General features: G+C 56.6%; 14 protein-coding genes and 1 pseudogene. 7 read left to right on the top strand and 8 right to left on the bottom strand.

Annotated features, from left to right (window positions below):
- Together gcvT and ACRZ91_RS20830 are read right to left on the bottom strand one after the other, a co-directional pair.
- A pseudogene (gcvT, locus tag ACRZ91_RS20835) lies at window positions 1–125 on the bottom strand (glycine cleavage system aminomethyltransferase GcvT); the annotation flags it as partial.
- 267 nt (window positions 126–392) lie between these two features.
- Complete coding sequence (locus ACRZ91_RS20830; RefSeq protein WP_480908311.1) at window positions 393–1,586, bottom strand: Zn-dependent hydrolase; 1,194 nt, start codon at window positions 1,584–1,586, stop codon at window positions 393–395.
- 145 nt (window positions 1,587–1,731) lie between these two features.
- Between ACRZ91_RS20830 and ACRZ91_RS20825 the strand changes: the two genes are divergently transcribed.
- The 4 genes from ACRZ91_RS20825 to ACRZ91_RS20810 are packed head-to-tail and all read left to right on the top strand — an operon-like array spanning window position 1,732 to window position 5,223.
- On the top strand, window positions 1,732–2,382 hold the full coding sequence (locus tag ACRZ91_RS20825; protein WP_010438686.1) for a histidine phosphatase family protein: 651 nt from the start codon (window positions 1,732–1,734) through the stop codon (window positions 2,380–2,382).
- A gap of 10 nt (window positions 2,383–2,392) precedes the next feature.
- Window positions 2,393–3,007 (top strand): glutathione S-transferase family protein, encoded by a 615-nt coding sequence (locus tag ACRZ91_RS20820; protein WP_170471854.1) that lies wholly within the window; start codon window positions 2,393–2,395, stop codon window positions 3,005–3,007.
- 14 nt (window positions 3,008–3,021) lie between these two features.
- On the top strand, window positions 3,022–4,077 hold the full coding sequence (locus tag ACRZ91_RS20815; RefSeq protein ID WP_480908309.1) for a saccharopine dehydrogenase: 1,056 nt from the start codon (window positions 3,022–3,024) through the stop codon (window positions 4,075–4,077).
- A 3-nt stretch (window positions 4,078–4,080) separates the two neighbouring features.
- On the top strand, window positions 4,081–5,223 hold the full coding sequence (locus ACRZ91_RS20810) for a saccharopine dehydrogenase family protein (RefSeq protein ID WP_480908307.1): 1,143 nt from the start codon (window positions 4,081–4,083) through the stop codon (window positions 5,221–5,223).
- Window positions 5,224–5,286: 63 nt separating this feature from the next.
- On the opposite strand, the gene ACRZ91_RS20805 is transcribed toward ACRZ91_RS20810, so the two are convergent.
- The 4 genes from ACRZ91_RS20805 to ACRZ91_RS20790 form a co-directional block, all read right to left on the bottom strand.
- A complete protein-coding gene (locus tag ACRZ91_RS20805; protein ID WP_170541719.1) occupies window positions 5,287–5,487 on the bottom strand; it encodes a DUF1127 domain-containing protein in 201 nt (66 codons plus the stop codon).
- Between the two features lie 57 nt (window positions 5,488–5,544).
- Window positions 5,545–5,781, bottom strand: coding sequence for a DUF1127 domain-containing protein (locus ACRZ91_RS20800; RefSeq protein ID WP_480606739.1), 237 nt, complete (start codon window positions 5,779–5,781; stop codon window positions 5,545–5,547).
- A 165-nt stretch (window positions 5,782–5,946) separates the two neighbouring features.
- A complete protein-coding gene (locus tag ACRZ91_RS20795; protein WP_010438669.1) occupies window positions 5,947–6,264 on the bottom strand; it encodes a DUF3775 domain-containing protein in 318 nt (105 codons plus the stop codon).
- Window positions 6,265–6,349: 85 nt separating this feature from the next.
- Window positions 6,350–7,120, bottom strand: a complete 771-nt coding sequence (locus tag ACRZ91_RS20790) for a DUF1365 domain-containing protein (protein ID WP_170703578.1) — start codon at window positions 7,118–7,120, stop codon at window positions 6,350–6,352.
- A gap of 149 nt (window positions 7,121–7,269) precedes the next feature.
- On the opposite strand from ACRZ91_RS20790, the gene ACRZ91_RS20785 reads away from it, so the two are divergent.
- The 3 genes from ACRZ91_RS20785 (at window position 7,270) to ACRZ91_RS20775 (ending at window position 9,041) form a co-directional block, all read left to right on the top strand.
- Window positions 7,270–7,926 (top strand): sigma-70 family RNA polymerase sigma factor, encoded by a 657-nt coding sequence (locus ACRZ91_RS20785; RefSeq protein ID WP_480908304.1) that lies wholly within the window; start codon window positions 7,270–7,272, stop codon window positions 7,924–7,926.
- 10 nt (window positions 7,927–7,936) lie between these two features.
- Window positions 7,937–8,587, top strand: coding sequence for a ChrR family anti-sigma-E factor (locus ACRZ91_RS20780; RefSeq protein WP_170776053.1), 651 nt, complete (start codon window positions 7,937–7,939; stop codon window positions 8,585–8,587).
- Window positions 8,588–8,657: 70 nt separating this feature from the next.
- A complete protein-coding gene (locus ACRZ91_RS20775) occupies window positions 8,658–9,041 on the top strand; it encodes a hypothetical protein (RefSeq protein ID WP_480908302.1) in 384 nt (127 codons plus the stop codon).
- Between the two features lie 3 nt (window positions 9,042–9,044).
- On the opposite strand, the gene ACRZ91_RS20770 is transcribed toward ACRZ91_RS20775, so the two are convergent.
- Both ACRZ91_RS20770 and mutL read right to left on the bottom strand, forming a co-directional pair.
- On the bottom strand, window positions 9,045–10,274 hold the full coding sequence (locus tag ACRZ91_RS20770) for a DNA recombination protein RmuC (protein ID WP_480908300.1): 1,230 nt from the start codon (window positions 10,272–10,274) through the stop codon (window positions 9,045–9,047).
- A gap of 52 nt (window positions 10,275–10,326) precedes the next feature.
- Entirely contained in the window at window positions 10,327–12,171 is a 1,845-nt protein-coding gene (mutL, locus tag ACRZ91_RS20765; RefSeq protein ID WP_480908298.1) for a DNA mismatch repair endonuclease MutL, read from the bottom strand.
- Window positions 12,172–12,221: the final 50 nt, after the last annotated feature.

Genomic DNA, 12,221 nt, shown 5'->3' with positions numbered 1-12,221 from the left:
TGCTTATGCTCCCCCATAATCCCCAATGGATACTGAACAGGCATCTCCCACCCAGCAAAATCAACCAACTTACCACCCAACTCAACATGCAAAGCGTGAAGAGGCGTGCGTCTTAAGGATGTCATGATGGCTACCTTCTAATTATATAGTGAACAGAAGCTATCCCGTCAGTCTGACCCAAGCTGAATATTTTGCAACGATTCACCCTCAGTTTTCGATCGCAGACCAAGGGCTGGCCAAGCTCGTATGCGAGTGTATGCTTTAATAATGTTCCTATAGGAAACTTTTTTCCATTAAGCAACACTCTTTAGATCACGCCTAACTTACTGCTTTGCTTTTTCAATCCTTCCCAGACCATACGATGGTAGAAGCCCAGATCTTACAGCACCTTATCACATTGATGACTTCAGTTTCTGAACCGCACAATCCAGAACCTTGAGGCCAGCAACCAGGTCAGTTTCGACTGTATCCTCGGCAAAATCGTGGCTGATTCCACCAATCGACGGGACAAACAGCATCGCAACCGGCATCATGCGCGAAACATTGGTTGCATCATGCAAAGCCCCTGATGGCATCCGTCGCCACCGGCCTGGCGCGATCTGCTCGGCAGCCGCTTCCAGCGCTTTGCGAAGTTTGTGATCCATCGCCACAGGCTCCAAGCCCAGAAGGGCTCCAAAGCTAAGCTCCACACCCGATTGTGCGGCGATATCGCTCGCGGTGTTGCGAATGATCTCTTCCATCCTTGCCAGCCGATCTGCATCTCCATCGCGCCACTGCATCGAAAAACGCACACGGCCCGGCACGATTGAGGACGCGCTGGGATGCAGGTCTACATGCCCAATTGTCCAGACTGTTTGCGGCGTTACGACGTTACGAAATTGGTCATTAAGGCGTGTGTTGAACAGGGACAGCGCTTGAAATGCGTCGCGTCGCAGGTGCATGGGCGTTGTACCTGCGTGGTTTTGCTGGCCATCAAACTGAACCACCATATCGCGAATGCCGACGATGTCGGTAACAACACCGATCTGGTCACCTTGCGTGTCAAGCGAGGGGCCTTGTTCGATATGCATTTCGATAAACCCGGTGAACCGACCCGGGTCGACGAAACTAGCGGCACAATCCGCCATCGCCGCGCGTGCGCAACCAAAGGTCTCTCCGGTATGGTCAGTCAGCTCATCTGCCCGTTCCAGATCCAATCCGCCAGACCAAACCGCCGAGCCCGTTGTGACACCAAACCGACCTTCTTCATCCTGAAAGCTGACAACTGAAATAGGTTGCTCACTGGACCGCGCGACCTCAAGCGCTGCGATCACACCCAACGCGCCATCCAGCCAACCGCCTTCGGGTTGGCTATCTGAATGCGACCCCATCAACAGCGACGGTCCTTCGGCTAATCCGAAAAGGTTTCCAACCGGGTCGAAATGGGGGGTCAACCCGGCTTCGGCCATGCGGCCTGCCAGCCAATGACGGGCTGCAATGTCAGCTTCAGAATAAGCAGGCCGAATGACACCTTTGCCCACGCCAGAAGCTCCGAACTGCCGTAATTTATGCAGATCTTCCAGAAACCGTTTTTCGTCGACTGCCATTACATTCCCCCGATCAACCAGAATGCACAATACGCCCGTCAGATTAGCTCGCAAGGGAGGGGCGTGAATTGATGCAGTTTTTCCCCAAACCCCTCTGGCCCCGAACGCGAAGCTGCCCTAAGACTTCGTCGCAAGAGGGTTCGAAATGTCATTCATTACATTGGTGCGTCACGGGCAGGCCAACACCGCCGCGCGGGACGAGAATAGCTACGACAGGCTCAGCGATCTGGGCCACCAGCAAGCGCGTTGGCTGGGTGCGCATCTGAAAGATACCCAGGCCCATCACCCTCGGGTCTATTGCGGCACCCTTACACGTCATGTGGAGACAGCAGCCAGCATGGGTTTGGCCGAACCTGTGCACGACGCGCGCCTCAACGAAATTGAGTACTTCACCCTCGCGCAGCTGTTTCATGAGCAACATGGCGTGGCGATTCCAATCGACCGCGAAGAGTTTGTGGAACATCTTCCCAAGACATTTACCGCGTGGGCCAATGGCGAAATTGAAAACCCGCCAGAGACCTTCGTCGAATTTGAAACCCGCGTCCGCGACGCGTTGCGCGACATCGGGACCGAAGGCGGGCCCGCGATTGTTGTGACATCCGGGGGGCTGATCTCGATGGTGGTCCGGCAGGCGATGATGCTGGATATCACTTCGATGGCACGGGTGGCGCTTGCCATCATGAATACGTCGATGCATCGTCTGCACCCAATCGGTTCACAGCTGAGCCCGGTCCTGTTCAATGCAGTGCCCCATCTGGAAGCACCAGATCGGCATTTTGCACAAACCCACCTGTAAGGAGGCACGGATGCAGCTCTATTTTGCCCCCCGCACAATCTCAGTCGCTGTGGCGATTGCGCTGGAAGAGGCCGGCTTGGAATATGAAGCCGTGCAGCTTGATTTCGCCGGTGGCGAGCAGACAAAGCCCGCGTACAGGCAAATTAATCCCAAAGGCCGTGTACCTGCGCTTGCGGTTGATGGTGGCATTCTGACTGAAACCGGCGCCCTACTGGAGTTTGTTGCCGCCAAAGCACCCGAGGCCGGGCTGGTTCCGGCAGATCCCGTGATGGCAGCGCGAATGCGGGAGGTAATGTATTATCTGGCCTCGACCATGCATGTGAACCACGCGCACAAACTGCGCGGGCCTCGTTGGGCGGACAAGAAGGCCAGTTGGAAGGACATGAAGGACAAGGTACCCCAGACGATGACCGCGTCATGCGACTATATCGTTTCAAACGGGCTGCGTGGTCCGTTCGTGTTGGGTGAGACACTCTCGCTAGCCGACGCTTACCTCTATGTGGTCTGTAGCTGGCTGGAAGGTGACGGCGTCGACGTTTCGGCCTTTCCCAAGATCATCGCCTTCCGCGAGGCGATGGAGGCTCGGCCATCGGTTCAGGCGGTGCGCGCCGCCGGAATGCTCTGACAAAAGGAAGTATGATGACACATCTCTGGGTCCGGGCGGAACAGCGCCCGAACGAGGAACGGGTCGGGCTTACCCCTGAAGGTGCCGCCGCACTGATCGCTGCAGGCATTCGGGTGACGGTCGAAGAAAGCTCTGTACGGGCTATTCCTTTGGATGGTTACAGGCAGGCAGGTTGCGAAATCGCATCCGAGAATTCGTGGCCAGAAGCCCCGCTTGACGCAATCGTCTTTGGCTTAAAAGAGCTGCCCGAGGATGGCACGCCCTTGCCTCACCGCCACATCATGTTTGGCCATGCTTATAAGGGTCAGCATTCTGGACGCGAATTGTTGCGGCGGTTTAAGGCCGGTGGCGGCACGCTTTATGACTTGGAATATCTGGTGGACGCAGATGGCCGCAGGGTTGCTGCCTTTGGCTATTGGGCCGGTTACGCCGGGGCTGCGGTTACACTGAAGACATGGGCAGCGCAGCAACGCGGGCAGGAATGCCCACCCGTTGGTGTTTATGCCAACAAAGACGCGTTGAATGATGAACTGATGGCCGAACTGGACGCTACAGGAGCCGACCGTCCCCGCGCCATCGTCATCGGCGCGTTAGGCCGTGTCGGGACCGGCGCCGCCGATATGTGCGAGGCCATGGGGGTCGCCGTCACCAAATGGGACATTGCCGAGACGTCCAGCGGCGGGCCATTTCCCGAAATCCTTGATCACGATCTCTTCCTGAACTGCATCTTCGCCCGACCGGGCACCCCGGTTTTTGTCCCGCGCGATGCTCTGAGCGCACAACGCAGTCTGACGGCCATCGGCGACGTGGCCTGCGACCCGGACAGCGATTACAACCCAGTGCCGGTCTATGACCGTGCCACCACATGGAACGCCCCTGCTTTGCGCGTGGCGACCAACCCGGTCATGGATGTAATGGCCATCGACAATTTGCCGTCGATGCTGCCCGTCGAAAGCTCGCAAGACTACGCGGCGCAACTGCTACCGTCCCTGCTGACGCTGACCGATCTGGACAGCGGTGTCTGGGGGCGGGCTGAGGCAACCTACAAAACACATATCGAAGGGATCTGAGAGATGACGATTCACTGGTGTGGCACCGGCCTGTCGGCCATCCCCGGCCTGCGCCGCCTAATCGAAGGCGGGCACAAGGTCACTGTCTGGAACCGGACTGTCGAGAAGGCCAAGGCCGAGGTCGGAGACCTGACTGATGACATCCGCGCCTTCGACATCGACGCCTTAGGCGCGGTGCTTGAGAAGGGCGACGTGATCGTCTCGATGCTGCCGGGTGACTGGCATGTGCCACTGGCAGAGCTGGCAATTTCAAAAGAGGCCAATTTTGTGTCGTCTTCCTACATCGCGCCCGAGATGCGCGCTTTGGACGACAAGGCGCGCGAGGCCGGTGTGGCGCTTGTCAACGAGATCGGGTTGGACCCTGGGATCGACCACGTGATGGCGCATGCTCTGGTCGCCGACTACCGCGCATCGGACGCGTTCGATCCCCAGAACCACCTAAGCTTTATCTCGTATTGCGGCGGGATCCCGAAGAACCCGAACCCGTTCCGCTACAAGTTCAGCTGGTCACCGTTGGGTGTTCTAAAGGCGCTGCGCTCACCGTCGAAATCAATCCGCGACTATGCCCCATTGGACGTCGCGCGCCCATGGGACGCGATCAGCAGCTATATCGCCCCGCTGCCCACGCCCGAAAGCTTCGAGGTCTACCCGAACCGCGATTCAATCCCTTTTAAGGCCGAGTACCAGTTCGAGGATCACTGGCCGGTCAAGGAATTTGTCCGCGGCACCCTGCGCCTGAACGGTTGGGCTGACGCGTGGTCGGATGTGTTTACTGAAATCGAGACCCTCGCAGGGCCGGAAGGCGACGCCCGCCTGAAAGAGATGTCGGATCAGTTCTGGGAAGAAAACGCCTATGACGAGGGCGAACCCGACCGCGTGGTTCTGTGTGTGGGCCTGAAAGCCGAGAAAGACGGCGTTGAGGTCTGGCATAAGACCTATGTCATGGACGCTTGGGGTGACGAACGCGGCACGGCCATGGCCCGTCTGGTATCGATCCCGGTGTCCCTTGCAGTCGAAGCCGTCCTGAACCGTGCTATCCCTGCCGGTGTCCACGCCGCGCCAAGTGATCCGAAACTGGTACAGGGTTGGATGGGTGAGATCGACACACTGGCGCAACACCTACAGATCGTGGACCACACCGCCTAAAACGCAATCAGCCGCTTCGAACACGCGAAGCGGCTGATCACATTGTGGCGTCGCTGACGGCCGTCAAATATATTGCGCTATCACCGCTTCAACATCGCAGCGATTGATTCCAAGCTCTGATAATTCGAAATCTGAAAGACGGTTCAGCTCTTGACCGGCGCGAACGATATCGGCTTGGATTGCGCGCATTCTCATCGCCTGATCGAACAACAACAGCGCACTGTTAGACACGGTCTGTTTCGGGTTTGGGTTACTATCCAGCATATTCGTTACCTCGCGCTTACTTACATAGATTGCTTTTCGGATCGCACCGGACAGTGCCTAAGAGCAGGCCTGATAGGGCGTGTTGTGATAAACGTTTCGATATACGCGCTGCCGTATTTCAGCGCGTGAGATGCCGATATCGCTAAGCTGATGATCATTGAGCTTTTCAAGCGCTCGGATCGTCTTGTTGTAAACTCTGCGACGCTGCCATGCAGATGGCGCCTCAGGCTGGTTCGCAAACTGGCCGAAGAACAGAGACCGATGATCAGCTGCGGTTGTATTAACGTGTGCCATGTCGAATTCCTCCAGTATTCATCGTTGCCGTTGATGAACCTGATAAAAGAACTCGACATTAACCTCGTAGGAACGCCGCATTAATATTGTTTAATGAAAGCGGATCAACCAATCCGACGCGCCAGCATCCGGACCAATCCATACGCCATAACGCGAGATCAGGGATTACATCAGATCGTTTTCGACATCTTCAGCAGAGATTCCCAGCGCATCCAACCCATTTTCCAGGTGATCGGATAAATGCGGCGTTCCGATCAGATAATCCGCGCAAGGGGTTGAGGCCTCGGACTTTGCGGTTGCAATGGCCTCGGCCAGATCTTCAGCGAAGAAGCTCTCACGACCGACCCACATGACGGCGACCAGTTCTGCTTGTTCATCCTCGCTCATGCGTTCGATGAATGCGCGTAATTCGCCCTCGGCCCGGTTCAGCTCTCGCCCCATCATGGCAACCTGAGCGATTTTTCTTGCCGAGATTTCCAACATGTCCCAACTCCTCGTGTTCGCGGTTCACTGTTATCTGAACGATGCCACAGGCGACCGTCTTTGATCTTGCGCAAAGCAGAGGGCTTTACTGATGTGAACGCGATACAGGCTGATCAGGGACGGGAGCGGTGCGAAAGGGGCTGAAACGGGCGCGCTTGACCCATAGCTTGAGCGCTTGCCAGTGGATCAGAAACACCGCCCTTCGCGCTCCGAACGGTCGGCGCCAGAGCGATTTAAGAATAATGCGGTTGCTAAGCGGCCGGCGTGAACCCGTCAGGGTGGCGATCAGCCCCCCGCTGTCGCGACCATAATCGATCCAGACACCCACGCGCTCGTCGCGATAATCAAACCGAAATGTATAGGTTCCTTCAATTTCTTGAAACGGCGAGACATGCATCAACTTGTCAGCCAGTATCCGATCTGTTGACGCAATGGGCGAATGATCGGGTTTGTGGCACAGATAGCTGTGACGCGTACCATAAGTATTGGTCACTTCAGCAACCACAGCATAGAGCTGATTCCCATCATCAAAGCAGAACCAGAAACTCACGGGATTGAACACATGCCCAAGCATGCGCGGTTGGGTCAACAGAGTGATCTGATCCGGCTGAGGAATACCCTGCGCCTCAAAACACTCACGCAGCCAAATCGCGCCGCGACCCCGACCAGGCTCGCCACCGTGATCGCTATCTCGCCATCCGGTCAGATTCACCTTGTTGAACGAAAACAAAAAGGGCGTCTTGGCACATGCTTCAGGGTCAAACAGAACATAATCGATTGAATAGCGAAACGAATTATCGATCGCACCCTTGCGCCCGTGAAAGGTATGACCCGCGATGTGATCAACAGTGTTCATAACGCAGATGTTCCGTACTGACTGCAAACTGTTCAAAAGACATCCATTTCCGAATACCCCTGCATCATACATTACGAAATACTGCTCGTTTTGGATGAAATTTTTTGCACCAGACTGATCCAACTTGGGTCAGACAACGTAATGAGGTTATGTTTACCGAGATAGATACCGTGACCTTGGACGATGCGGCAGCACAACCTGCTGTCAAAAGTGCCGTGCACGGAGCCAAACGATTCAAAGGTAAATCGGTGAACGGACAAAACAAAGGTTGTGACACGAGAAAGGAATGGGTGGATCACATCCGTCGCATCCGAGATGCGAAGGATCAGATCGCATTTGCTGAACTGTTCCAGCATTTTGCACCTCGAATAAAGGCGTTTCTAATCAAGTCCGGGTCAGACGCTGCACTGGCGGAGGAATGCGCGCAGGAGGTCATGGCGACCTTGTGGCACAAGGCGCATCTGTTTGACCCGACAAGGGCAACGGTTGCGACCTGGGTGTTCACTATCGCAAGAAACAAGCGCATTGACGTATTGCGAAAGCAACGCCGCCCTGAACCCGAAGACCTCTGGTGGGGGCCAGAGGCGGAGCCGGAACAGGAAGACGTTCTGGCGCTGCAACAGGAAACCGCGCAGCTGCGTGATGCCATGGCGGCATTACCCGAGGCGCAAAGACAGCTGATCGAGAAGGCCTACTTCGGAGATCTGAGCCATCGAGAAATCGCATCTCAGACCGGGTTACCTTTGGGGACGATCAAATCACGGATACGGCTGGCGCTGGACCGCTTGCGCTACGCGATGAACTGAGATGACGAGCATGAGAAACGAGATTAAACATCACCTGACAGACGACCTGCTGATGGCCTATGCCGCAGGCAATCTGCCCGAAGCGTTCGACCTGATGGTCGCCACGCACCTATCTCTTTGCGACCACTGCCGCGCCCGCGCTGAAAGCTTTGACGCAGTTGGCGGATGCGTTTTACAGGAACAAGATGCGTCTGCAAGCATGAGCGACGGTTCATTGGCGGCAACAATGGCATTGATTGCTCAGGGTGCACCAAAGGCTAAACCCGCGCGCCCATCTTGTGCAGTGCTTCCGGCACCGCTGCAGGACTATGTTGGCGGCGACGTGAACGCGATCAAATGGAAGCCCGTCGGCATGGGTGTCAAACAGGCAATCCTGCCCACGACCAGCGAAGCCACCGCCCGGTTGTTGTTTATCCCCGCCGGGGCAGCGGTGCCGGATCACAGCCATAATGGCATAGAACTGACGATGGTCCTGCAGGGTGCATTCTCTGACGAGATCGACCGCTTCGACCGCGGCGATGTCGAAATTGCAGACCAATCTATCCATCACACGCCTACGGCAGACATCTCTGAAGACTGCATTTGTCTGGCGGTCACCGATGCTCCACTGAAGTTCAGCAAGCTGATGCCGCGCCTGTTCCAGCCATTCCTTCGAATCTGATCCGTTATGGTAGGGTTGTTTATCGACGCTAACCAACTGGGGGATTTCAGCAATGTTAAGGATGGCAACTATGGCGCTGTTGATGGCCTTCGGAGCCAGCGTTTCCGCTCAGATGACAGCAGACGTGAAATTCCAACCGGGCAATTTCGGTACGATGGTGAATGGTACTGTAACCGGAAACGAGTATTTCGACTATAAACTCGGCGCCAAGGCTGGGCAGGAGATGTTCGCCGACCTCAAGGTCAGTCACACCAACGGCTATGGCGTGATCTATTTCAATATCCTGCCCCCGAACAGTGACGGAGTTGCAATTTACAATGGTTCAATTGATGGCAATACCGCCCGGATCGAGCTTCCAGATAATGGCGACTACACCATACGTGTTTATCTGATGGGGAACGATCGCGACACCGGCAAGACGGTTGGTTATAATCTGGACCTATCCATCCAGTAACGCTCAGCCTTCGGTTTTTCCCAGCGGCACGACGTTTGTGTGGTCATCCGGCGCAAGCTCTTCGAAATCGAAATTGTCCAAACGTTGCGCCCGGCGACCCGCCTTTTCGGCGCTTATCTTGATTTCCGAGATGTCCTTGGCCGCCTGACCAAAATGGCGATCAAGGTTCGAGACACGTTCACCCAAACGGTCCACATCCTTGTGCAGCATTCCCAGCTCCTTGCGGATGGCACCGGCCTGCTCGCGCATGCGCGCGTCTTTGAGGATCGCGCGCATGGTGTTCAGCGTCGCCATGCAGGTGGTCGGGGACACGATCCAGACGCGTTTCGAAAAACTCTCCTGCACAAGTTCCGGGAACTTGGCGTGCAGCTCGGCATAGACCGCCTCAGACGGCAGGAACATCAGCGCCCCATCAGCTGTTTCACCGTCCAGAATGTACTTCTCGGCGATATCGTTGATGTGCTTGCGCACGGTACTGCGGAACATCTGCACCGCAGCTTTCAGCTCCATATCGTTAGTCGATCCGATCAGCGCCTCATAGGCCTCCAACGGAAACTTACTGTCGATCACGATAGGTCCGGGAGGGTTTGGCAAGTTGATCAGGCAATCCGCCCGTCGTCCATTCGACAAAGTTGCCTGCAGCTGAAAACTATCCGATGGCAACGCCTTCGAGACGATATCGTTGAGCTGGATTTCCCCGAACGCCCCGCGCGTCTGCTTGTTCGACAGGATATCCTGCAAAGACAGCACGTCGCCGGAAAGCTTGGTGATATTGTCCTGCGCCTTGTCTATGGCCGCCAGACGTTCTTGCAATTGCGTCAGCGAGGTCGCCGTCTGTTTCGACGAACCATGCAGCGATTCCTTCATCCGCTCCTGCATCTCAGCCAAGGCGCGCGCCGATTTCATCGCGTTATCTGCCAGCCGGTCATTCATCTGCTGCTGCACGGAAGACAGGCGGGATTCGACAGTTTGGATCACCTGCACCTGCGCATTGGCCTGCGTGTCCGAGACATGCTGCAATCCGCCGCGTAGTTGCTCCTGCCCTTGGCCTAGTTGCTGCACATGCTGTCCCAAATGGGCCATCTGCCGGGCCAAGGGTTCGGCCATCCGGGCCGAGCGTTGTGACGCCCGTAGCGACAGAAACAGCAAGAGCAGAATCAACGCCACAACTCCGCCAGCGATCAGGATGATGGGGTCATTCAACGCATATTGAGTACCAGCTATCTCGATCATGTCGCCTCGGATGTTCTTGTTTTATTCGTCATAGCCCGACAGGGCCGATGGATCAACTGCGACCAAACAGGCGTTCGATATCGCTGAGCTTCAATTCCACATAGGTCGGCCGCCCATGGTTGCATTGGCCGGAATGGGGCGTCGCCTCCATCTCGCGCAGCAGGGCGTTCATTTCTTCTGCCCGCATCCGACGGCCTGATCGGACTGAACCATGACAGGCCACCCGACTGAGGATCGCCTCAATTCGAGCTTGCACCGTCTGGCTTTCGCCCTGATCGGCAAGCTCATCGAGGATATCGAGGATCATGGCTCGAGCATCGACTTCACCCAGAATGGCCGGAGTTTCGCGCACAGCGACCGCTCCACCGCCAAAGGGTTCGATGGTCAGCCCAAAGCGCGCAAGATCATCAGCGACTGCCATCAACCGCGCGCAGTCCCCATCTGTCAGATCGACAATTTCAGGGATCAGCAAGGCTTGGGCGGCAACGCCGTTTTCGGCCACCTGGCGTTTGAGCTTTTCGTAAACCAACCGTTCATGCGCGGCGTGCTGATCCACGATCACCATGCCATCTGCTGTCTGGGCAATGATGTAATTCTCGTGCACCTGACCTCGCGCGGCCCCCAATGGCAGGTCCTGCGGTTCTTCCAATGGAGCAGTTTCTGGCGCCGGATCCACGATACGCCCGCTATAATTCTGTGACAGCTCAGCAAAGCCAGGTGATTGCACACGATAGGCCGCCTGACGCGCCATCGGCGACGGACTATCCATCTGATACACCCGCGCTGGCGCAGCGGGCGCGGGCCGCATCGCACCCAAGGTTGCATTTGCTACAGTCGAAGACGCACGATGTCCGGCCTCGGCCAGCGCGTGGCGCAGGCTGGATACGATCAACCCACGTGCTAGGCCCGGATCGCGGAACCTAACCTCGGATTTAGCCGGATGCACATTCACGTCCACCAGCGTTGGATCACAGTCGATAAACAGCGCAGCGGCCGGATGTCGATCGCGACTGAGAAAATCGAAATAGGCCGCGCGCAGAGCCCCGGTTAGCATCTTGTCCCGCACGGGTCGTCCGTTGACAAACAGATACTGCGCGACGGCAGCCCCACGCGAATAGGTCGGAAGCGCGGCATAGCCATACAGCCTGAGCCCTTCGCGGGTGGCATCAATCTGCAACGCGTTCTCAGCGAATTCACGTCCTAGTATGCGCGCCAATCGGGCGTGCAACGCATCAAACAGATCGCCATTCTCGCGGTCGGCGCGGAAGGTCACGCGACCTTCTCCACCACCCGAAACATCACGTAGGGTGAACGCTATTGCAGGCTCGGCCATTGCAAGACGTTTCACGATGTCGGAAATTGCCTGCGCCTCAGCCCGGTCCGTGCGCATGAACTTCAGCCGTGCCGGGGTGGCGTAGAATAGGTCTCGCAGCTCGACCACTGTCCCCGTGCGCAAAGCGGCAGGTTTCACCGCCTCCATTTTGCCACCCGCCACGTGGATTGTAGCGGCTTCAGAGCCCGGTACGCGACTTGTGATGGTTAAACGACCAACCGCTCCCAGCGAGGGCAGCGCTTCCCCGCGAAACCCAAATGTGTGGATATTTAGCAGATCGGACCCGTCGATCTTTGATGTCGCATGACGCGACAACGCCAGCGGTAAATCTTCAGCGGCGATGCCGCAGCCATCATCGGTGACACGAATCAGGGTCTTGCCGCCATCCGCGACTTCGACGGCAATGCGTTTGGCCCCGGCATCTATGGCATTTTCGACCAATTCTTTAACTGCAGAGGCCGGCCGTTCCACGACTTCACCAGCAGCAATCCGATTGATCGCTGCATCATCAAGCTGCCGAATTACCGGGCGATCGTTGCTGATATTGGGGTCTGCATACACCATACCACTAGACCTAGCATAGATATGCGCGATTCGACCACAGGTTTGGATGG

This window comes from Ruegeria sp. O11, from assembly GCF_056535285.1.
The sequence above is the reverse complement of the archived record's forward strand: the minus strand, read 5'-3'. Positions and strand labels throughout refer to the sequence as shown.

Bases quoted from the DNA above. Each gene is read 5' to 3' on its own strand.
- ACRZ91_RS20830 (WP_480908311.1), bottom strand. From the start codon at position 1,586: ATGGCAGTCGACGAAAAACGGTTTCTGGAAGATCTGCATAAATTACGG.
- ACRZ91_RS20825 (WP_010438686.1), top strand. From the start codon at position 1,732: ATGTCATTCATTACATTGGTGCGTCACGGGCAGGCCAACACCGCCGCG.
- ACRZ91_RS20820 (WP_170471854.1), top strand. From the start codon at position 2,393: ATGCAGCTCTATTTTGCCCCCCGCACAATCTCAGTCGCTGTGGCGATT.
- ACRZ91_RS20815 (WP_480908309.1), top strand. From the start codon at position 3,022: ATGACACATCTCTGGGTCCGGGCGGAACAGCGCCCGAACGAGGAACGG.
- ACRZ91_RS20810 (WP_480908307.1), top strand. From the start codon at position 4,081: ATGACGATTCACTGGTGTGGCACCGGCCTGTCGGCCATCCCCGGCCTG.
- ACRZ91_RS20805 (WP_170541719.1), bottom strand. From the start codon at position 5,487: ATGCTGGATAGTAACCCAAACCCGAAACAGACCGTGTCTAACAGTGCG.
- ACRZ91_RS20800 (WP_480606739.1), bottom strand. From the start codon at position 5,781: ATGGCACACGTTAATACAACCGCAGCTGATCATCGGTCTCTGTTCTTC.
- ACRZ91_RS20795 (WP_010438669.1), bottom strand. From the start codon at position 6,264: ATGTTGGAAATCTCGGCAAGAAAAATCGCTCAGGTTGCCATGATGGGG.
- ACRZ91_RS20790 (WP_170703578.1), bottom strand. From the start codon at position 7,120: ATGAACACTGTTGATCACATCGCGGGTCATACCTTTCACGGGCGCAAG.
- ACRZ91_RS20785 (WP_480908304.1), top strand. From the start codon at position 7,270: ATGTTTACCGAGATAGATACCGTGACCTTGGACGATGCGGCAGCACAA.
- ACRZ91_RS20780 (WP_170776053.1), top strand. From the start codon at position 7,937: ATGAGAAACGAGATTAAACATCACCTGACAGACGACCTGCTGATGGCC.
- ACRZ91_RS20775 (WP_480908302.1), top strand. From the start codon at position 8,658: ATGGCGCTGTTGATGGCCTTCGGAGCCAGCGTTTCCGCTCAGATGACA.
- ACRZ91_RS20770 (WP_480908300.1), bottom strand. From the start codon at position 10,274: ATGATCGAGATAGCTGGTACTCAATATGCGTTGAATGACCCCATCATC.
- mutL (WP_480908298.1), bottom strand. From the start codon at position 12,171: ATGGTGTATGCAGACCCCAATATCAGCAACGATCGCCCGGTAATTCGG.